The organism is Acinetobacter rongchengensis, assembly GCF_003611475.1.
Classification (GTDB): Bacteria; Pseudomonadota; Gammaproteobacteria; order Pseudomonadales; family Moraxellaceae; genus Acinetobacter; species Acinetobacter rongchengensis.
Genome location: NZ_RAXT01000002.1, coordinates 158506 through 179672, shown reverse-complemented (window position 1 = coordinate 179672; position 21167 = coordinate 158506). Strand labels below are relative to the sequence as shown.

General features: G+C 39.0%; 18 protein-coding genes and 2 tRNA genes. 11 read left to right on the top strand and 9 right to left on the bottom strand.

Annotated elements, in window-relative coordinates:
- Nucleotides 1-20: 20 nt before the first annotated feature.
- Entirely contained in the window at nt 21-776 is a 756-nt protein-coding gene (locus D7V20_RS02195) for an SDR family oxidoreductase (protein WP_120382708.1), read from the bottom strand.
- 107 nt (nt 777-883) lie between these two features.
- On the opposite strand from D7V20_RS02195, the gene D7V20_RS02190 reads away from it, so the two are divergent.
- Nucleotides 884-1780, top strand: a complete 897-nt coding sequence (locus D7V20_RS02190) for a LysR family transcriptional regulator (RefSeq protein ID WP_120382707.1) — start codon at nt 884-886, stop codon at nt 1778-1780.
- Between the two features lie 20 nt (nt 1781-1800).
- On the opposite strand, the gene D7V20_RS02185 is transcribed toward D7V20_RS02190, so the two are convergent.
- The gene (locus tag D7V20_RS02185; RefSeq protein ID WP_120382706.1) at nt 1801-2688 is read right to left on the bottom strand and encodes an SDR family NAD(P)-dependent oxidoreductase; all 888 of its coding nucleotides are present in this window, start codon (nt 2686-2688) and stop codon (nt 1801-1803) included.
- A 357-nt stretch (nt 2689-3045) separates the two neighbouring features.
- Entirely contained in the window at nt 3046-3411 is a 366-nt protein-coding gene (locus D7V20_RS02180) for an SEL1-like repeat protein (protein ID WP_120382705.1), read from the bottom strand.
- Between the two features lie 316 nt (nt 3412-3727).
- Between D7V20_RS02180 and D7V20_RS02175 the strand changes: the two genes are divergently transcribed.
- The 4 genes from D7V20_RS02175 (at nt 3728) to D7V20_RS02160 (ending at nt 10070) form a co-directional block, all read left to right on the top strand.
- Nucleotides 3728-4099, top strand: a complete 372-nt coding sequence (locus D7V20_RS02175; protein ID WP_171407728.1) for a cation efflux protein, CzcI-like — start codon at nt 3728-3730, stop codon at nt 4097-4099.
- Between the two features lie 62 nt (nt 4100-4161).
- Nucleotides 4162-5526 carry a TolC family protein gene (locus D7V20_RS02170; protein ID WP_120382703.1) on the top strand — a complete coding sequence of 455 codons (1365 nt, stop codon included), beginning with the start codon at nt 4162-4164 and terminating at the stop codon, nt 5524-5526.
- Nucleotide 5527: 1 nt separating this feature from the next.
- A complete protein-coding gene (locus D7V20_RS02165) occupies nt 5528-6826 on the top strand; it encodes an efflux RND transporter periplasmic adaptor subunit (protein ID WP_120382702.1) in 1299 nt (432 codons plus the stop codon).
- Nucleotides 6816-10070 (top strand): efflux RND transporter permease subunit, encoded by a 3255-nt coding sequence (locus D7V20_RS02160; protein WP_328588403.1) that lies wholly within the window; start codon nt 6816-6818, stop codon nt 10068-10070. The genes D7V20_RS02165 and D7V20_RS02160 overlap by 11 nt, the downstream gene beginning before the upstream one ends.
- A 205-nt stretch (nt 10071-10275) precedes the next feature.
- Here the strand turns inward: D7V20_RS02160 and D7V20_RS02155 are convergent, their stop codons facing one another.
- Nucleotides 10276-11091 carry a DUF4198 domain-containing protein gene (locus D7V20_RS02155; protein WP_120382701.1) on the bottom strand — a complete coding sequence of 272 codons (816 nt, stop codon included), beginning with the start codon at nt 11089-11091 and terminating at the stop codon, nt 10276-10278.
- Between the two features lie 159 nt (nt 11092-11250).
- Between D7V20_RS02155 and D7V20_RS02150 the strand changes: the two genes are divergently transcribed.
- Nucleotides 11251-12216 carry a cation diffusion facilitator family transporter gene (locus D7V20_RS02150; RefSeq protein ID WP_120382700.1) on the top strand — a complete coding sequence of 322 codons (966 nt, stop codon included), beginning with the start codon at nt 11251-11253 and terminating at the stop codon, nt 12214-12216.
- An 82-nt stretch (nt 12217-12298) separates the two neighbouring features.
- Here the strand turns inward: D7V20_RS02150 and D7V20_RS02145 are convergent, their stop codons facing one another.
- The 5 genes from D7V20_RS02145 to D7V20_RS02125 all read right to left on the bottom strand — a co-directional run bounded on the left by D7V20_RS02145 (nt 12299) and on the right by D7V20_RS02125 (nt 14993).
- Entirely contained in the window at nt 12299-12640 is a 342-nt protein-coding gene (locus tag D7V20_RS02145; protein WP_120382699.1) for a hypothetical protein, read from the bottom strand.
- Between the two features lie 162 nt (nt 12641-12802).
- Nucleotides 12803-12878 (bottom strand) — tRNA-Glu (locus D7V20_RS02140).
- 31 nt (nt 12879-12909) lie between these two features.
- Nucleotides 12910-12985 (bottom strand) — tRNA-Ala (locus tag D7V20_RS02135).
- 57 nt (nt 12986-13042) lie between these two features.
- Nucleotides 13043-14551 carry a glutamate--tRNA ligase gene (gltX, locus tag D7V20_RS02130; protein ID WP_120382698.1) on the bottom strand — a complete coding sequence of 503 codons (1509 nt, stop codon included), beginning with the start codon at nt 14549-14551 and terminating at the stop codon, nt 13043-13045.
- Between the two features lie 139 nt (nt 14552-14690).
- Complete coding sequence (locus D7V20_RS02125; protein ID WP_120382697.1) at nt 14691-14993, bottom strand: DUF4179 domain-containing protein; 303 nt, start codon at nt 14991-14993, stop codon at nt 14691-14693.
- Nucleotides 14994-15368: 375 nt separating this feature from the next.
- On the opposite strand from D7V20_RS02125, the gene D7V20_RS02120 reads away from it, so the two are divergent.
- The 5 genes from D7V20_RS02120 to ftsI all read left to right on the top strand — a co-directional run bounded on the left by D7V20_RS02120 (nt 15369) and on the right by ftsI (nt 21167).
- A complete protein-coding gene (locus D7V20_RS02120) occupies nt 15369-16361 on the top strand; it encodes a sulfate ABC transporter substrate-binding protein (protein ID WP_120382696.1) in 993 nt (330 codons plus the stop codon).
- A gap of 274 nt (nt 16362-16635) precedes the next feature.
- A complete protein-coding gene (locus tag D7V20_RS02115; protein ID WP_120382695.1) occupies nt 16636-17655 on the top strand; it encodes a sulfate ABC transporter substrate-binding protein in 1020 nt (339 codons plus the stop codon).
- A 411-nt stretch (nt 17656-18066) separates the two neighbouring features.
- Nucleotides 18067-18993 (top strand): 16S rRNA (cytosine(1402)-N(4))-methyltransferase RsmH, encoded by a 927-nt coding sequence (gene rsmH, locus D7V20_RS02110; protein ID WP_120382694.1) that lies wholly within the window; start codon nt 18067-18069, stop codon nt 18991-18993.
- Nucleotides 18990-19322: a cell division protein FtsL gene (ftsL, locus tag D7V20_RS02105; protein ID WP_120382693.1), complete on the top strand. Its 333-nt coding sequence runs from the start codon at nt 18990-18992 to the stop codon at nt 19320-19322. Before rsmH ends, ftsL begins: the two co-directional genes overlap by 4 nt.
- Nucleotides 19323-19331: 9 nt before the next feature.
- A complete protein-coding gene (gene ftsI / locus D7V20_RS02100; RefSeq protein WP_120382692.1) occupies nt 19332-21167 on the top strand; it encodes a penicillin-binding protein PBP3 in 1836 nt (611 codons plus the stop codon).

Genomic DNA, 21167 nt, shown 5'->3' with positions numbered 1-21167 from the left:
TGAAATTGAAAGGAAGGGGATTAGCGTGTGGTATAACCGCCATTGGCGAAAATCGTTTGACCTGTAATCCACCAACCCTCAGTCACTAAAAAGCGTACTAAAGGTTCAATATCTTCAATCTTGGTTAAACCGCCGAGTGCCGCAGCAGATTTATGGTAAGCCACGGCTTCAGGTGCTTCCTGACCATAGAAGAACGGTGTATCCATTGGGCCGGGTGCGACAGCGGTCACTGAAATACCACGCTCACCAAATTCTTTAGATGCAGCACGAGTATAGTGCTCAACAGGTGCTTTTAAGCCTTCATAAGTTGAATATAAACCAGTATACGCGGCCAAAAGGCTGGTGACGATTGAACAGATTTTACCGTTATTATTTAAATGCTTACCTGCAGCTTGGATAAAGAAGTAAGCAATTTTATTATTGACGTCATTCATTTCGTCAAACTCTTGTTCAGTTGTATCGACAAAAGGTTTTTTTAATACACGACCTACAGTATTAATGGCAATATCTACACCACCAAATGCTTCTTTTGCTTTAATAAATAAGTTTTCAATTTGCTGAATATCAGATAAATTCGCTTGTACAAGGACAGCTTTGGCGCCTAGGCTTTGAACATCAGCAAGTGTTTTTTCAGCGTCTTCTAATGTTGCAGCACTATTATAATGAATCACCAAGTTTGCGCCATGTTCTGCAAATTTACGGGCAATCAGTCCACCTAAGTTTTTTGCACCGCCTGTAATAATTGCTGTTTTACCGTTTAAAGCATGTTGAGTCATTTTTTATTTTCCAATTAATCGCTAAGAAAATTGATTGTATGCGCTATTTTTTATGCTAAATAGTACGTAAAATTGAATAGACTGTTCGAATAAATTGAATAATAACTATGGATAAAATTGAACGCTTTAAAATATTTTGTTTGGTCGCAGAGAAGCAATCATTTGCCAAAGTCGCAAATCAGTTGGATCTTCCTCGGTCAAGTATTACCTATGCGGTGCAGTCACTTGAAAAAGAATATGAAGTTTTGTTATTGAATAGAACGACGAGGAAAGTGAATTTAACCAATGATGGTGTTTTATTCTATCAAGAAGTTAGACAGTTAATCTTTCAATCTGAAAAATTAAATCAATTTAAGCTACAGAATCGCGAACATGTTGGACAAATCAGAATTGGCTTACCGATAAGAATGGCAACGCAGTATTTGATTCCACATCTCAGTGAATTTTATCAACAATATCCAAAAGTAAAAGTGCTCATTCATAGCAGTGATGATTTCTCAAATTTACTTGAGGAACGTTTGGATTGTGTTGTTAGAGTGGGCAATGTCATGGAAAATCATTTCATTGTACGGCCGATTGCCAAAGCTGATTTATATACTGTCGTTTCCAAAAAATATTTGAGTAACAATCCTCATTCGATTCATATTGATCAGTTACACAATCATTTTATTGTCGGATATCAGGTGGAAAATACATATTTTGGGTTGAGTGAATTGGTGTTTCAAGATCGGCAGATCGAATTGCCTTATCAGTTAGTGGTTGAGGATACTGAAAGCTATTTAAAAGCAGGTTTACAAGGTCTAGGAATATTTCAAATACCTGATTTTGATGCAATACCATTGATACAAGAGCAAGAGTTAATCAGAGTTTTGGAAGAAGAGAAATGTTTAAAATTGGAAATTAATTTTTTATTTTTAGAGCGCAAATATCGTCCAGCTTATTTTCAGTATTTTATAAAATGGTTGGAAAGCCTACTTAAAAATAAACTTTCCAACTTGATTTAACGCATTGATGAATTAAAAACTTACCAATGCTCACCCGGGAACAAGCGTGCATAAGCACGTTGAACTAGATTCAACTTTTGAGGTTCACCTACAGATGCTGTAGAGCTTGGGAATAAGTTAAAACCAATTGACATCAATTTATTATTGATTTCAGGTGCAATTGAATAAGTGATTGATGCTAAACGGCCAAGATTTGTTGCAACTTTCTTCGGACGTTTCACAATTGCATAAGCGACTAAGTCAGCTGCTTGTTCTGGTGAAAGTGTCGGTACGTATTTATAAATTTTGGTTGGTGCAATCATCGGCGTGCGGACTAAAGGCATATAAACTGACGTAATTGAAATTTTATGTGAATGTACTTCCGCAGATAAGCAACGACTAAATGCATCTAATGCCGCTTTTGATGCAACATAAGCCGAGAAACGAGTTGCATTTGCCAAAACACCGATTGAACTGATATTGATGATTTGGCCGTCTTTACGAACCATCATTTGTGGTAAAACATTTAAAACCAAACGGACAGCACCGAAATAATTCAACTGCATTGTACGTTCAAAGTCATGGAAACGGTCTACAGACTCATGCACAGCGCGGCGAATTGAGCGACCAGCGTTATTGATTAAAATATCGATATGATCAACAGATGCGATGATCTTTTTAGAGACTTCATCAATCGCATTCATATCATTCAAATCACAAGGGAAAATATCAGCTTGACCACCTGCAGCAATAATATCAGCTTGAACTTCTTTTAAGGTTTCTTCTGTACGGGAAACGAGAAGTACATGTGCACCAGCAGCAGCGAGTTTTTTTGCAACCGTTAAACCAATACCACTTGATGCACCTGTAATTAGTGCAATTTTACCTTGAACTTTTGATTGAAAAAGTTGCTCTAATTTTTGATTCATAGCTGTTTCCCTAATTGACTTTAAATGAATATATGGGCTGTATTTGTTGTTCCAGGGGCGATCATGGCTTTGTATAAAAGGTGATCAGATTTATTGGGCGCAATAATATACAAAAAAATAAAAATACTAGACTTAAGTTTATGAATTTACAAAATATTTTTAGAGTAATTGCTCTATTAGCTTCCCATTTATTAGATGATTTTTACCATATATCTTGCGAGATTCAAAGCCTAAATATGGCGAAATGGGTTGAAAAATAATCAAATAAATTCAATAAAATATGTCTAGATATTGCAAATAAACAGAGTTAGATTTAACTCTGTTTATAGACAAATAATGTAATATTTCTTTCGTAATTTATGAGAAAGCGAGTTCGTCATACGCTTTTTTGAGCTCTTCCTTTGCATGGCTATGACCTTGGTGGGCTGCTTGTTCAAGCCATTTTTCAGCATGGCTATAACTACGATCTAAACCAAGTTGTCCATTTAAATAACTTAAACCCATTTTATATTGCGCTTCTTGATCTCCTCGTAAAGCCGCTCTTAGATAACACCACATTGCATTACGATTATCCACCGAGTCTGATGGCGTTTCTTGAAACGAGTTTTTGCTTTCAAAATCGTGTGCTTGAGATTTTTCTAAAGATGCTTCCGAAACATTTTTTTCAAATGCGTAGCGAGATGTCGAATCTCCTAAAAAACGGTTCAAAATATGCACTAACATATACAACCTCCTTGCTAATCCATTAACAAAGTAAAAGAGACAGCTAATCACTAAAATGATTAGATATACTTAATTTAGCGTGTTTTCCTGACTTTGCAAATAACTAAATGTAATTTGTCAATTGCGAATTGTATGCTTTTTATTATATGTAGAGTTGTCGTGAATATTTATGGGATTTATCACATCTTTATCTTGGCCGAATGGGTGATGTAATTTTATTACATGTGTTTATTTGTTATATTGGCGTTGATTCAAAATTTGAGCCAAACGTGTGAAGCGTTCAGGAATTTTTATTACAGTCATATTGAGTTTATTCATGTTCCAAAGTCTTTGGAATGTGGCGGCGGCTTTTTGTGGACATGAAAACCTGAAAATCACCCATATCCAAAATGCCCAGTCACACTTTGGGCATCATGTTGCATTACATGGTGAAAGTGATGCCAGTCATCAAAAGACTGCTGTATATACAGATAGTCAACTTAGTAGCGACTTTTTGAATAATTTTCAGGATGATCATCGTGATCATTTGCCTTCATTTGCTCATTTTATTCTAGCAGATATACAACAACAGACAGATCAACCCAAATCGATGGCTTATTTGGGTTCTGCTTTTATTGACTGGGAAAATTTATACCAGTCCCCGCATTTATTTCTGCAAAATCCCCCGCCTATATCTGCCCCGCTATAAGGTGGGGTAGCCAAAAACATTGCTCACCACTCATTATTTCATTTAGTTAGTGGGGCATTCAGATGTCTAAAAATTTATGTCGTTTCAAAGTCAGACGTGGTGCTGTGCTTAAATTATCTGTGATCGGTGGATTGTGGTTGGGGGTATTTTCATCCTCAATCTATGCAAATACTGTGCAAAACACGCTGACATTAACCCAAGCTATTCAACGCGTTGAGCAGTATCAGCAATCACAAGACGTGTGGAAAACTCAACAGCAAATCGCATCTGCGAATATAAAACAATCAAAACTGTGGATAAATCCTGAGTTGTCCATAGAGCAATCGGGCTTTGATTCGGATAAGGAAAAAGAGTTTTCGATTGGTATTTCACAGCGCTTAGATGTGTTTGGTGAGCGAAAGGCAACCCAAAAGTTGGCACAAATTTCGAAAGATCAAACGCAGTTGAAACAAAAAATTTATCAAGCACAGCTTGCATTGGCTGTGAAATATCTATGGTCGCAGTTGGCTATTTTTGAACTTGAACGAAATATCGTTCAAGAACAGTTAAACGTAAGCCAAGAAAACCTGAATGCAATTCAAAAGCGTTATCAGGCCGGCAGTATTGCGCAGGTTGATGTGGATCGTGCTCGTTTAAGTCATGCTGAAAATGGTCGCTTGTATCATCAAGCCGATTTGCAAGTACAAGTGCTGACACAGCAATTGTCCAATCTGTGGGGAGAGGCCGATAAATCTTTTGCGATCGGTTTAACTCCACAGTCTTTATGGCCTTCATCGACCCATCAACAGGTACAACAGTATCTTGCTGAAAATCTGTTTGAAAAATCACGTCAGTTACAAGTGTTAGAAACTCAGGCCACAATTGACCAACTCAAGATCTCTGCACGTCCGAATCCAACACTCAATGTAGGGATGAATCGAACCCAATCCCCTGAAACATCGACAGAAAATACATTCGTCCTAGGTGTCTCGATTCCGTTAAATATTTTTAATCGTCAGCAATATGGTGTGGAGATTGCGCAAGCCAAACAGGATTTATTGGCTAAACAGCAGTCGTTTTATATCAAGCAAAATGCGCTACAAATAGGTGCATTATTAACTGAATTGCAGGGTTTGGAGGTGCAGTTTAAGACGCTTGAGCAAACTCAACTTCCGCTTGCAAGTCAGGTACAACATAAAACTTTGCAGGGGTTTAGTGCAGGCAAATTTGCAGTGACTGATGTACAGCAAGCAACTTTGCAGTTACAGGATGTACGTCTGCGCAAGGTGCAACTGTTAAAAGACGCTTGGCAACGTGCCATTGAAGCAGAGAGTTTAAGTTTGGGCATCGAGCCAAGTCAGGTGATGGCGAAGGATGCAGTTGCACAGATCAATCAAAGTTTATGGCAAGAGACACAGGCTTTACCAGTCATTGGTGGGGGGAATTAATATGCGAAATTTACACTCAAAACTGAATATCCAAACTGGTAAAGTTTCTCAAAAGCTATTGATCATGATCGTATTAATTATTACAGCTTTACTGGCGATAGGCTTGTTTATTTCAGGTAAAGACCAACCTGTCAAAGCTGATGCGGATGGACATGCGGAAACCGCAGAGCATGCGCATGAAGAAAGTGAAAAAGCAGGTGGAAAAGAAGGTGGAAAAGAAGGAAATAAAGCAGATCATGTTGAAGCTGAAGAACAACATGCTGAAACCATTATCCTGACTGCTCAGCAAATCACAGAGCAAGGTGTTCAGTTAGCAAAAGCTGAAATGGGCGTGGTGACTAAATCTGCTTCTTATCCTGCCAAAATTATGGTCAATACCGATCGTCAAGCGCATGTGTCACCTGCTTTTAGTGGTCATGTAGAGTCGGTGAATGTAGAGCTAGGTCAGCATGTGAAAAAGGGGCAAGCTTTAGCTACGTTACTGGTCCCTGATTTAGTTGATCAACAAGCCAATTTACACATTGTCCAAACCAATTTACAGCTCGCTCGACAGGATTATGAGCGTGAGCGCCAATTGTGGTCGCAAGGTATTTCAGCTAAGCAGGATTATCAACGTGCTTATAATGCATATAAGCAAGCACAGATTCAATTACAGGCAGCAAAGTCGCGCTTATCTGCTTTTGGTGCTGCATCTAGCTCAAATGGTCGCTATGTGTTAACTGCACCGATTTCAGGGGTGATTAGCAAAAAAGATTTGGTGGTGGGTGAGAATGTCCAACTTGCCGATCAACTTTTTATAATCGACCAATTGGATCAGTTATGGCTTGAGTTTATTGCGCCAAATGCAGAGTTTACAGCACTTTCACCAAATCAGAAGATTGAATTTAAATCCTTACAAACAGGCAATATTTTTACAGCGCAAGTGCAAAGTCTAAATAGTGAAGCTGATGCACAAACAGGTCGTCTTCAAGTCCGTGCCAAAGTTTTATCAAATGCGGCTGAGTTGCGTCCAAACCTCATGGTCAATGTTCAACTTCAACAAGCGGGTTCAACTCAAGCACTTCGTGTTTTAAAAAGTGCGATACAAAAGGTTGAAGGGAAGGATGTGGTTTTCGTTGCATCTGAACATGATCAGAAAATTGAATTTAAAGCGCAGGCTGTGATTCTCGGGCAAAGCTCTAGTGATGGGCAATGGATTGAAATTCAGTCGGGTCTAGTCCAAGGACAGCAATATGCTGCACAGGGCAGTTTTCTGTTGAAGTCTGAATTAGAAAAAGGAGAAGCCAGTCATGAGCACTAATGATTCTCCAAATTCTGAATCAAATGCGCATTCAAACTCAAACGTCCATTTAAACTCAGATACCAGTTCTGAGTTAGATGCGACATTACCGAAGCCTGAAGGTATATTTGATCGACTGATTCAATTTTCTATTCAAAATACAATTTGGGTGATGCTGTTTGCCATCACTTGGATTGCTGTGGGTATTTATAGCTATCAAAAGCTCCCCATAGATGCTGTACCTGACATTACCAATACTCAAGTACAGATTAATACGCAAGCACCAGGTTTTACTGCTTTAGAAATTGAACAACGGATTACCTATCCCATCGAAAACTCGATGGCTGGGTTGCCAAAGTTAGAGCAAACCCGTTCCATCTCTCGCTATGGCTTATCACAAGTGACCATTATTTTTAAAGATGGTACAGATATCTATTGGGCTAGACAGCAGATCAATCAGCGCTTACAGGAAGCGCAGGCTGAATTACCGAATAGCATTACACCGACCATGTCACCTGTTTCGACAGGCCTAGGTGAGATCTATCAATGGATTATTAAAGCTGAGCCGAATGCAAAAAAAGCCGATGGTACATCCTATACTGCGATGGACTTACGTGAAATCCAAGATTGGATTGTACGCCCACAGTTACAACGTGTTGCAGGCGTGGCTGAGGTCAATTCTATAGGTGGTTTTAATAAAACCTATGTGGTCAGACCTGATCTGAATCGTTTACAACAGTTACAGATTCCTGTGCGTGATCTACAAGCAGCTTTAACTGAAAATAATGAAAACCGTGGTGCTGGTTTTATTGAAAATAACGGTCAGCAAATGACGGTACGTGTACCAGGAACACTGAACAGTATTGAAGATATTCAAAATGTCAGTATTGCACATAAAAATGGTTTTCCAATCCGTGTTGCTGATGTTGCCACGGTATCGATTGGGCATGATTTGCGGACTGGTGGTGCAACCTATAATGGCGAGGAGGCTGTTTTGGGTATCGCCATGATGATGATGGGTGAAAATAGCCGAACTGTGGCGAAAGCAGTCGATGCGAAAGTCAAAGAAGTTCAGCAATCTTTACCGAAAGGTGTGGTGATTGAAACTGTTTATGATCGTACTGACTTAGTCGAACGAGCGATAACCACTGTTCAGAAAAATCTCGTTGAAGGGGCGATTCTGGTTATTGTGATTCTCTTTCTATTTTTAGGAAATTTCCGAGCTGCACTAATTACCGCCTGTGTCATTCCTTTGTCGATGCTCTTTACATTAGCGGGTATGGCTGAGCAAAAAATCAGTGCCAATCTGATGAGCTTGGGGGCTTTAGACTTCGGTATTATTGTGGATGGTGCAGTGGTGATTGTCGAAAATTGTATTCGACGCTTGGCTGAAGCACAGCATGCCAAAGGGCGTTTATTGACGAAAAATGAACGCTTTAAAGAAGTTTTTCTTGCCGCACGGCAGGCACGTCGTCCATTGATTTTTGGGCAATTGATCATCCTCGTCGTGTATTTACCGATCTTCGCTTTATTAGGTGTAGAAGCAAAATTGTTCCATCCTATGGCGATGACCGTGGTGTTGGCATTGGTCGGGGCAATCATTCTTTCAGTGACTTTTGTACCTGCTGCCGTGGCTTTATTCGTCACAGGAGAGGTGAAAGAAACGGAAAGTCGTTGGATGCTGTGGTTAAAGCGAAACTACGAAAAATTACTCAATATTGCTTATGAATTTAAATTCTTCGTGGTTACTTTTGCGGTATGCATTCTCATTCTAACAGGCGTGCTGTTTACTAAGATTGGCAGTGAATTCGCACCGACGTTAAGTGAAGGTGATTTCGCTGTACAGCAAATGCGTTCACCAAGTACAGGCTTAGAGCAGTCTTTGCGTATGCAGGAAAATACGGAAAAGTTACTCTTGAAGGCATTTCCAGAGATCAAAGCTATATTTGCACGTACTGGAACTGCAGAAGTCGCAACCGATGTCATGCCACCTAATATTTCCGATGCAGTGGTATTACTCAAGCCACAGCAACAATGGCCTAATCCCCAAGAAAGTACCGATGAATTGCGTCAACGGATGATCGCTTTTCTAAGTACACTGCCTGGAAATAATAGTGAATTCTCTCAACCGATTGAATTGCGTTTTAATGAACTTATTTCAGGTGTACGTAGTGATGTCGGAGTAAAAATCTTCGGTGATGATATGGCGGTTTTAAACCAACAAGCCAATCATATTGCACAGCAAATCAAGACTATTTCAGGCGCTACAGCGGTCAATGTAGAGCAAACGTCTGGTTTGCCTTTGATTAATGTGGAAGTGAATAAAGCGATTGCTGCTCAATATGGGCTTTCCGTGAGAGCCATTCAGGACTTGGTTGCAACCAGTGTCGGTGGGCAAAATGTTGGGCAGATTCTACAAGGCGATCGCCGTTTTGACTTTGTGATTCGTTTAGATGATGCACAACGGACATCTGAGCATTTGGCTGTATTGCCCATACAAACCCCGAATGGTGGTCTGATTCAGCTTCAAGATGTCGCCAAGGTTGAAAATATTCTCGGGATTAATCAAGTGAGTCGTGAGGATGGTAAACGCCGTGTGGTGGTGACTGCCAATGTCGAGGGGCGTGATTTAGGTTCATTTGTCATGGAACTACAAAATACGCTTGCTAAACAAGACATGCCAGCAGGGTATTGGCTGAATTACGGTGGACAGTTTGAAAATTTAACTTCTGCAAAAGCGAGAATGCAGTTGGTTGTGCCCTTGGCTTTGATCACCATCTTTATTTTACTCATGGCTGTTTTCCATAACGTTAAGGAAAGTTTATTGGTCTTTACGGGTGTGCCTTTTGCATTATGTGGTGGTTTGGTCGCATTGTGGTTACGTGATATTCCACTGTCAATGTCTGCAGGGGTAGGTTTTATTGCTTTATCTGGTGTGGCTGTTTTGAATGGTTTGGTAATGCTGACCTTTATTAAAGAACTACGCCAACACATGGCTATTGATCAAGCGACATGGCAAGGTGCAATCCTACGTCTAAGACCTGTGCTAATGACTGCATGTGTCGCTTCATTAGGCTTTATTCCTATGGCGCTTGCGACGGGCACAGGGGCAGAAGTACAACGTCCCTTGGCGACAGTGGTTATTGGTGGAATTGTTTCATCAACACTTTTAACCTTGTTAATTCTGCCAGTGATTTATCGCTGGATGAATGAGGGAAGTAAAATCAAGTCTAAGCGAGTACAGATCAGTAAAGCGACATTTTAATGTGAATAGTGATTTAGGAGGATGATGGTATCTGCCTAGATCCTTAAATAACCTATTCTTTCGAAGGATGGTGTATTGACGTTATAGAAAGCTTCCTTGCTTGTCTTAAAGTGAAATGAGGAAGCTTTCTATCAGCAGGTCTTGAATAGATGGTGATGAATCTACAAGCGCATGATTCAATCTATCGACCTTATTTATTCATTTATTATTCTGTCGAAACAGGTAAAACCCCCAAACTAATTATGGTGTAGTACTGATTCACAGGTTTTGTTGTGGTATCGATTGTTTCACTGACTTCAATTAAATATTGACCTGAATGAGGGAAATTTAAAGTCGCTGAGCCATCTGAACTGACTATAACTTTTTGAGCTTGTTTGTCTGTTTGACCTTGAGCTCGAACTAAAAGTTCTACATTTTTCAGTGCTTGATCTGATTTTTTAATGATGATTTGTACAGGTTGCTGCGCGTAAATGCTATTCGGATGTGTTTTAAACTCAACTTGAATTGGCGAAGTGGTGATGCTGTGTACTGGAGAAGTTTTCTCTTTAGATACAAAACTTTGAATAGACCATTCACGGGTAATTTCTACAGGTGTTGGGACTTTTTTAAAGTCGGATGGGATGACGTAATCACGTTCACTAATGGGTGAAGCTTGATCTGCTGGCATATCAAACAACATTTTCCATTGTTTATTGTGTTGAACATATTTTAATGGGTAAGCGGTTTGAGCAGAAATTTGATAAGTCCCCTGATCTTTGAGTGTTAAATCAAAGACAGTGGCTGTTTTTGCATTTTCTGAGGTTTGAATTTCAGATTTTTTATTGTCTGGTTGGATAATGGTGAACGATATTTTGCCGAGTGCATGTTCGGCATTTAACGCTTCCTCTGCATAACCACCGATGACAGGAATCTGGGTATTGGATGTGATATAGCCTAAGGGCGCAACATAGGGTTCATGGGCTTGTACGATCGAGCAAAAAAGTGAGCTAAGTACTAAGCTAGGAATGATGTATTTTTTCATGTGAAATAGTCCTATAAGTGTAAAACGATTATTTATACAAGCGCTCATTGGTTGAAGAGTATATATGAGAATATTATTGTTTGATAATAATTATCATTATTGTTTTTTGGTGTTGAATTTAAATGGTCATAAAAATGAACAACTCAAAAGAGGTAAGTCATGGGTGAGCACGCTGGGCATGATCACAATCATGCAGTTGTCACAGAAGGCAATGCTAAAAAGCTAACTTTTGCGCTGGCATTAACAACAGCATTTTTAATCATTGAAGTCATCGCTGGTTTTATGACACAGAGTTTGGCTTTGTTATCAGATGCAGCACATATGTTTACAGATGCTGCAGCACTTGCGATTGCTTTGGTGGCAATCAAAATTGGTAAATTACCTGCCGATGATAAACGCACTTTTGGGTATCAGCGCTTTGAGATTTTGGCTGCGTTGTTCAATGCTTGTATGTTATTCATGGTCGCCATTTATATCTTGTTTGAGGCATACCAACGTTTTAGCCATCCTCCCGAAATTCAAAGTATGGGCATGATGATTGTTGCGGTGATTGGACTGGTCATCAATTTGATTTCGATGAAAATTCTATTCTCAAGCTCGCAAGAGAGCCTAAATGTAAAAGGTGCTTATCTTGAAGTATTGAGTGATGCAGTCGGTTCGATCGGGGTCATTATCGGTGGTGCAATCATTTATTTTACAGGGTGGATGTGGGTCGATACAGTGATTGCGGTTTTAATCGGGTTTTGGGTTTTACCTCGAACTTGGATTTTATTGAAGCAAAGTATCAATATTTTATTGGAAGGTGTGCCTGAAGAAATTGATATAGAAAAACTCCGTCATGATTTATTAACAGTGGATGGCGTTGAAAGTATTCACCAATTAAAAGTTTGGGCAATTACCTCTAAAAATATACATTTAACTGTGCATTTATTTGCGCCTACCGCGGATCGTAAGCAAGTGTATCAAGATGCGATTGAAGTATTGAGCCATGAGCATGGTATTACTGAAATGACTTTGCAGATTGAGGATGATGAGTGCATGGTGTATTCACACGAATCAAAGGAACATGTCGATCACGATCACGATCACGATCACGATCACGATGAGAAAAAGAACTCATTATAAAAAAGATATAAAGAAAAACAGCACCAGATAAATCGGTGCTGTTGTATTTGACGAAGCCTATTTTTAAAAGCAATTTAGAAAATTAAATCTTCCATTGGTGATTACAATCACGACATTTCCATTCTTTATTGGCTTGCATGAAAGATTGCATAGAAATTTTAAAATCAGGAAGATCACGCCAAAATAATAAACCTGCGATCACGGTTGCAATAAACACAACCACAGTTGCGATTTGTAAGGTTTGTCCTGCACCATCGCCAAAAAGCCACATTGCAATACTAATGACAACCAACAACAGTAGAATAAAAAGCAAAGGAATCAAAAAAACAAGGCTTTTAGGTACAACGGGACGTACTGCAGGTTCATTTGCACTCGCAACTGGAATGATTTTCCGACTCTGACATTTTGGACATTGGTATTGCATGGTTGCTCCATATTTTTCATCTGACTGCCATTTTAATCGTAATTAGGCAGAATGCAAAAGCCGTAAGAAAATGCCAAGTCAATCTTATCAATAAAATTTAGGCAATAAAAAACCCAAGTCACAATGCTTGGGTTTTTTATTAAGATGTCGCCATCTTGAATATGGCGTCCCTACGGGGATTCGAACCCCGGTTACCGCCGTGAAAGGGCGATGTCCTAGGCCTCTAGACGATAGGGACAAGTGAGGCAACACAACAGAGGATTTAAAAGTGGTGGAGCCAAGCAGGATCGAACTGCTGACCTCTACAATGCCATTGTAGCGCTCTACCAACTGAGCTATGACCCCAGTCTGTGTGAGCGCAATATTAGGGATATTACGCTCATACGTCAACAGGAAATTTAATTATGCCTCATCGATTGCATCATTTTTCGGCAATTTTAAGCTTTCGTTGAGTTTTTCCCAAACTTTCGCTTCTTTTTTACTCGGGCCACCTACAATTTCCAGTGCATGACGTAAACGAGCGAAGGTTAAATCAGGACCGAGAGTCACCATAGATTGCATCACTGGTGTAGATGAAGTTGAACCTGCAATCGCAATGAAGAATGCAGGCATGAAATCACGCAGTTTAATCTCCATTTGATTTGCCAGATCCATTAAGGTTTGGCTTACCGTGTCATTATTCCACGTAAATAAACTCTCTAAACGCCAAATTGCAAACTGTAAACTTTGACGAACTTGTTCTTCAGACAGTTTCTTGCTTTCAAATTGCTCTTTTGACAGGGTTGGGAATTGGTTGAAATAGAATCCTGCCCAATTCACAGCTTCTGACAATAAATGAATACGTGGTTGAATTGCTGCTGCGATTTCTTCTAATGTTTGACGATCAGATTTCCACGCAATCAGTCTGTTTAACAATTCAGCAGGTGTTAAACCTTTGATCCATTGGCCATTCAGCCAGTTCAATTTTTCAACATCAAAAATTGGACCGCCTAAAGATACACGTTGAATATCGAAATGTTCAATCATTTCTGCCAATGTGAATTTTTCACTTTCATCAGGCATAGACCAACCCATACGACCTAGATAGTTCAACAAGGCTTCTGGAAGCACACCAATATCTTTGTAATAGTTGATTGAGGTTGGGTTTTTACGTTTAGATAATTTTGATTTATCTGGGTTACGCAATAATGGCATATGGCATAAAACAGGCATGTCCCAACCAAAGTATTGGTAAAGTAACTGGTGTTTAGGTGCAGATGGAATCCACTCCTCACCACGAATCACATGTGTGATTTGCATTAAATGATCGTCAACGACATTGGCCAAGTGGTAAGTCGGTAATCCATCAGTTTTCAGTAGGATTTGCATGTCGACTTGTGACCAAGGAATTTCAACTTCACCACGTAATAAGTCATTAAATTTACAAACACCTTCTTCAGGTATTTTCATACGAATGACATGTGGTTCGCCATTGGCTAAACGTTGTTGTACTTCGTCTTGGGAAAGTTTTAAACCACGACCGTCATAACGAGGTGTTTCACCACGTGCTTGTTGCTCTGCACGCATTTGATCAAGCTCTTCAGCTGTTGCAAAGCAATAGAAAGCATGGTTTTTTTCAATCAGTTCCAAAGCATAATCTTTATAAATGCCCATACGTTCAGATTGGCGATAAGGTGCATGTGGTCCACCAATATCCGGTCCTTCTGACCAATTTAAACCTAACCAACGTAGTGAATCTAAAATCATTTGCTCAGATTCAGGGGTTGAGCGCAGTTGATCGGTATCTTCAATACGAAGAATAAATTCGCCGCCATGTTGTTTAGCAAAACATAAGTTAAACAATGCAATATAGGCAGTACCTACATGCGGAAAACCAGTAGGAGAGGGTGCAATACGAGTACGGACTTTCATAACTAAATATTATTCAGAATGTAAATTAAGGACATTATAACGAAAAAGCCCAATCGCTTAACGGTTAATTCACCAATAAACAACTGGGCCAATAAATTCTTTTGGGGAGTTTTGAATTTATTTAATTTAAATCAAAATTTTAAGAGCTATGTGGTTGAAATAAAGCTTGAACAAAACGTGAAAATTTTTGGTGTTGTTCAGCTAAAAAACTCTGTGCTGGTGCCACTTTAATTGACGTTAACACTTTGATTTGGTCTTTATCTGAAACCAATAGATAATCGCCACGCTTTTGCTGGCTTAAAGCTTTTTCAATCGGTGATTGCTTATCTATAACAATCATAGATTGAATTGGTTTATTGGTATCTTTAATTGCAGCTGTATGACCAGTTTGCGCAAGTAAAGCAAGGCTAAAACCTAAAATACTGATGAATTGTTTGTCCATGCCATCAACTCCCCCTAGATGGTTGATTATTGTTTTCCACAGACTAAATTGTAGCAAACTTAGTTACTAAAATGTATAACTGCGTCACATTTTTTAATAATACTACACAAAAAATGTCTAACAAACAATCATTGAAACGAAATGTAATAATTTAATAAATAACATATAAATATGAATGAATAGTGAAGAATTTCACTTTAATCCATGTTGTTGCCTAGATATTCAAATAAATAAAGATAAAGTTAACATTTTTTTAGATATCACGAATTATGAATTTGATAGTATTAAATATTATAACTATATGATTGTTAAAATAAAATATCCTGAATATAGTGCATTTAATCGTCGATAAATTGATTTTTAATGAGAAATTAAATGAAAAAATTACTGATATTAGGTTTGATCAGCTTGGTGGGTGCGGGGCAAAGTTATGCAGCAAAAGAGTTTTTGAATGTGTCTTATGATCCAACCCGTGAGTTCTATCAGGAATATAACAAAAGCTTCGGTACTTTTTGGAAACAAAGAACGGGACAAGATGTTGAGTTTAAACAATCGCATGGAGGCTCTGGAAAACAGGCTCGTTCAGTTGTAGATGGCCTGCAAGCGGATGTTGTGACTTTGGCTTTGGCGAATGATATTGATGAAATCGTCAATGCAGGCTTAATCGATAAAAACTGGCAAAAAGAATTTCCAAATAATTCAGCGCCATATACTTCGACAGTGGTGTTTTTAGTACGAAAGGGCAATCCCAAAGGGATTAAAGACTGGAATGATCTTGTAAAACCTGAGGTTGAAATTATTACGCCGAATCCAAAAACAGGTGGAGCACCACGGTGGATTTATTTATCGGCATGGGGCTATGTTTTAAAGCAACCAGGCGGAAATGATACAAAAGCAAGGGCGCTGGTAAAGCAACTCTATAAAAATGTCAAAGTATTAGATTCAGGTGCGCGAGGTTCATTAACGACTTTTGCAGAACGTGGAATAGGAGATGTTTTGCTGTCTTGGGAAAACGAGGCGCTTTTGGCAACATCAGGGCCTGATAAAGATAAATATCAAATTATTTATCCTTCAATTTCAATTTTGGCAGAACCATCGGTTGCGATTGTCGATAAAACTGTAGATAAAGATGGCAATCGGAATTTAGCCAAAGGCTATTTGAATTATTTATATTCACCTGTAGGACAAGACCTTGCAGCAAAATATAATTTCCGTCCACGCAATGCTCAAGCAGCTAAAAAGTACGCAGGAAAATTCCCGAGAATTAAATTATTCACCATAGATCAAGTTTTTGGTGGCTGGGCAAAAGCACAGAAAACACATTTTGCCAATGGTGGAATTTACGACCAATTTACTGCTGAAAGGTAATCAATTTACCTCTGAGAGATAATCAATATGACTCAATTTAAGGCTTCTAAATTCAATTTTGTTGAAGAAGCCTTAAATTTTTTCCATGTATTTATTACTCAAAGTAGTAGAAATATAAAGGAATAACTTGATTTATTCTCACAGATTAAAAACTAAGCGAGGTAAAAGCTGAATCTATAAAACTTTCTATTTAATCATTTATGAATATGAAATTGAAGTTTATTAGCCAATCTCATATATTGAAGTTCATTAGAGATGAATGATTGATATAGTGATGAAAATCAATTTTAAAGCGTTATTCGCTTCAACACTTTGTGTCGCTGGTTTGAATTTAACGCTCACAACAGCGTCGCATGCTGCTGATCGTGAATTTTTGAATGTTTCTTATGATGCAACACGTGAATTTTATGATGAATTTAATCAATCATTTGGTGCATATTGGTTAAAACGCACTGGAAAAACGGTTAATTTCAAACAATCGCATGGCGGTTCTGGAAAACAGGCACGTGCAGTCGTTGATGGTTTAAAAGGCGATGTGGTGACTTTGGCTTTGGCAAATGACATCAATGAAATTGCTAAATCGGGGCAGATTAATGCAGGATGGGAGAAAGAATTCCCTTATAATTCTGCGCCTTATACTTCAACTATTGTGTTCATGGTACGTAAAGGTAACCCAAAAAATATTAAAGATTGGACTGATTTGACCAAGCCGGGTGTGCAGATTATTACGCCTAACCCTAAAACGGGTGGATTACCACGTTGGATTTATTTATCGGCATGGGGGTATGCACTTAAGCAACCGGGGGGTAATGATGCCAAAGCACGTGAATTTGTATCGAAGATGTACCATAATGTGAAGGTTATGGATCCAGCAGCACGTGCTTCAATGACAACATTTGCAGAACGTGGCATCGGTGATGTATTACTGACTTGGGAAAATGAAGCCATGATCAGTAAGAAAACCTTAGGAAATAAATTTGATATTATTTACCCATCTATTTCGATTTTAACTGAGCCCTCAGTCGCGATTGTGGATAAGACCGTAGAGAAGAATGGCAATAAATGGTTAGCAACAGGCTATATCAACTATTTATATTCTCCATTGGGTCAAGAAATGGCGGCTCGTCATTTCTATCGTCCACGAAATGAAAAAGTTTTAGCAAAATATGCAAAACAATTTCCGCCGTTAAAAACCTTCACCATTGACGAAGTGTTTGGTGGTTGGGCGAAAGCGCAACAAACGCATTTTGTAAATGGTGGGGTGTTTGATCAAATTTATAGTTCGAAACGCTAATTTTTTAATCCTCCCCCTTGCGGAGTGTACTCCTCACCTTTGATAAACAAGGGATGAGCAGTACTGCTACGCAAGGGATCTAAAATTATTTTAAATTCTAAGTAGTTCCCCCTCTTTTCCTTGCGCCATATATTGCACAGGGTTAGGGGGGCTTAGATGAGTAGCTACTCAATTACTCTTAACTGACTGGCATTATCTACTTTGGAGGTTTTTTTATTGTGATGAGAATGGTTTAATCACACACCAATTTGATTATGTTTTGGTGTTTTTTTGCACTTAAATTTGATTCAATCAATCATAAAACGGTTTTCCCTATAAAAAGTAATATTTCCCTACAAAAAGTCGTTTGGAGCTTTGGCAAAACAAGGTAATAATGTGCAGTTACTTTTTTGCTTGAACTGAACCATACTTATGTCTCATATTTCTGTATTACTACATGAAACTGTCGATGCTCTACTTGCAGATCGCAATACAGGAATTTACGTGGATGGAACATTTGGGCGGGGTGGTCATACCCGTTTATTGCTGTCTAAATTAGATGAAAATGCACGTGTATATGCTTTTGATAAAGATCCTCAAGCTTTAGAAGTGGCTTATCAGCTCGAAAAAGAAGATTCAAGATTTAAAATTATTCATGCCAGCTTTGCAGATTTACAACAAGAACTCAATCGACTTGATATTTATCAGGTGGATGGTGTTATGGCAGATTTAGGTGTTTCATCGCCACAGTTAGATCAAGCAGATCGTGGTTTTAGTTTTATGAAAGATGGACCACTAGATATGCGTATGGACAATTCACAAGGGCAGACCGCTGCTGAATGGTTGGTTGATGTTGAAGAGGAGCATTTGGCGAATGTGATTTTTCAATACGGTGAAGAGCGTTATAGTCGCCGTATTGCCAAAGCTATTAAAAATGCAGGTTATATTGAAACCACGGCTCAACTGGCTGAAATTGTGAAAGTTGCCCATCCAAAGTGGGAAAAAAATAAACATGCAGCAACACGGACCTTTCAAGCGATTCGTATTGAAATCAATAAAGAACTCGAAGATGTTCATCATTTTTTACCTCAAGCTGTAGATTTGTTAAAATCACATGCACGCTTAGCTGTGATTAGTTTTCACTCACTTGAAGACCGAATTATTAAACAATTCATTCAAAAAGAATCAACTTTAGCAGAAGATAATGGTTGGGGATTACCACAAAAAGTCCAAGATACACGTAGACTGAAAAAAGTAGATCGAATTCGTGCAAGTGAAGAAGAGGTGAAAGTAAACCCTCGTTCACGTAGTGCTTGGCTTCGAGTTGCAGAACGCTTAGAGCAAAAAGGCGCAGAATGAAAGAACAAATTGTAGAAGAATCAACGCAGAAGTTGACCATCAAAAAATTTATTGTTTATGGCATATTGATTTTTTTGGTATTGATGAGTGCATTTATGGTGGTCATGCAAGTTTTTGCTTATCGTCATGACTTTCGTGATTTAAATAGCTATATGCGTGAGCGTGAAGATATCAATGCCGAATGGGGGCGTTTGCTCATAGAACAACAAACTTTTGGCGCAACAGCTCAGATTGGTACTCGAGCCGTTACACAACTTAGAATGTATTCACCGCCAGCTGCTCAAACAGTTGTCATTTCATTACCGTCCGAATCAGAGCAGAAAAAGTAAGGCATCTGTATGGTAGATAAGCAAACGAAACAGACTCGGCAGCCACGTAAAAAGCAGCCATCAATTACAGAGAAAAATACAGTTTCTTTGGAAATGTGGCGTTTTTATTTATTGTGGGGTGTCGTTTTACTCTGCTTTGTCGGATTGGTTGGGCGTGCATTTTATGTTCAGGTGATTAATAAAGACTTTTTACAAAATAAAGCCAATGCCAATATTTTACGTTCTGAAAAGTTGAAAGCCATGCGTGGCGTGATTAGTGATCGACATGGTGTTCCTTTGGCCATCAGTTCGCCGATTATGAAAGTGGTGATTGATCCACGTGAATATTTTGAGACCAAAGAACAGTTCGACAAAATCACAGCCGAATTACAAAAAACACCGAACAGTCGTAAATTAAAACGTCAATTACCTGATGAAAATTTAAATTTAGATGAGTTGGCAGATGTTGTAGGTATCGATCGAGCTGATTTAAAGAAAAAGTTAGCAGATCGTCCGCGCTCACGTTATTTGGTCCTTAAAAAGGAAGTCCCACCACCGCAAGCTGATTTAATTACACAACGCAAGTTTGCAGGTGTGTATGCGGAAAAAACCTATAAACGCTATTACCCTCAGCCTCAACCGAATGCACAAATTATTGGTTTGACCAATAGCGAAGGTACAGGTATTGAAGGTTTGGAAATGCAGCTCAATACTCGTCTTGCTGGTGAGGACGGTGAGCAAAAAATTTCTCGTGACAAACACGGTAACCGCATTACAACACCTGAAGTCGTTAAAGAAGTTAAAACAGGTGAAAATATTACGCTGAGTATTGATTCACGGTTGCAATATATTATGTACCGTGAGTTAACTGCTGTTGGTGTTGCAAATAGTGCCCGTTCTGCTTCGGCAATTGCTGTTGATGTGAAGACGGGTGAAATTTTAGCCATGACCAGTTGGCCATCTTATAATCCAAATGATAAAGATGGATTAAGCAATAAAGATGCAATGCGTAACCGTGGTGCAATTGACATGTTTGAGCCTGGTTCAACCATGAAGCCTTTCACAATTGCTGCAGGTTTGGAAAGTGGTCAGTACACACCAAATACAGTGATTAATACGGGTCCGGGTTCTATGCGTTTGGGTTCTCATACCATTCGAGATACGCATAACTATGGTTCATTGACTGTGACTGGGGTGATTATTAAATCATCAAACGTTGGCTCTGCAAAAATTGCGTTATCTCTTCCTAAGGAAACATTACCCAGTTTCTTTAGAAAAGTTGGTTTTGGTCAGCGTTCAGCAGTCAAATTTCCGGGTGAAAGTGGTGGTTTAGTTCTTCCACCTGAAAAATTAAATTCGTCACAAATCGGAACAATGGCTTATGGTTATGGTCTAAATGCAACTATTCTACAGTTGGCTCAAGGCTATGCCATGTTGGCAAATCATGGTGTTGAATATCCGCTGAGTTTATATAAGCTCGAAGATCAACCTAAAGGTAAGCAAGTTTTAGAGCCTAAAATTGCGGATGAAGTCTTACTGATGCTTGAGCAGGTAACGATGCCGGGTGGTACTGCAAAACAGGCCAATATTCCAGGTTATCGTGTAGGTGGGAAGACAGGTACGGCACATAAGTTGCGTCCTGACCATAGAGGCTATTCAAATACTGAATATCGTGCTTTATTTGCAGGTGTTGCACCAATTAGTGACCCACGTTTAGCGATTATTGTAGTGGTCGAAAACCCGCGTGGACAATACTATGGTGGTCTGGTGGCAGCGCCCGTATTTGCTCGAATTATGCAAGAATCATTAAGATTGATGAATGTTCCATTAGATAAGCCGCTTGAAACTGCGCAAGTATCCAAATAG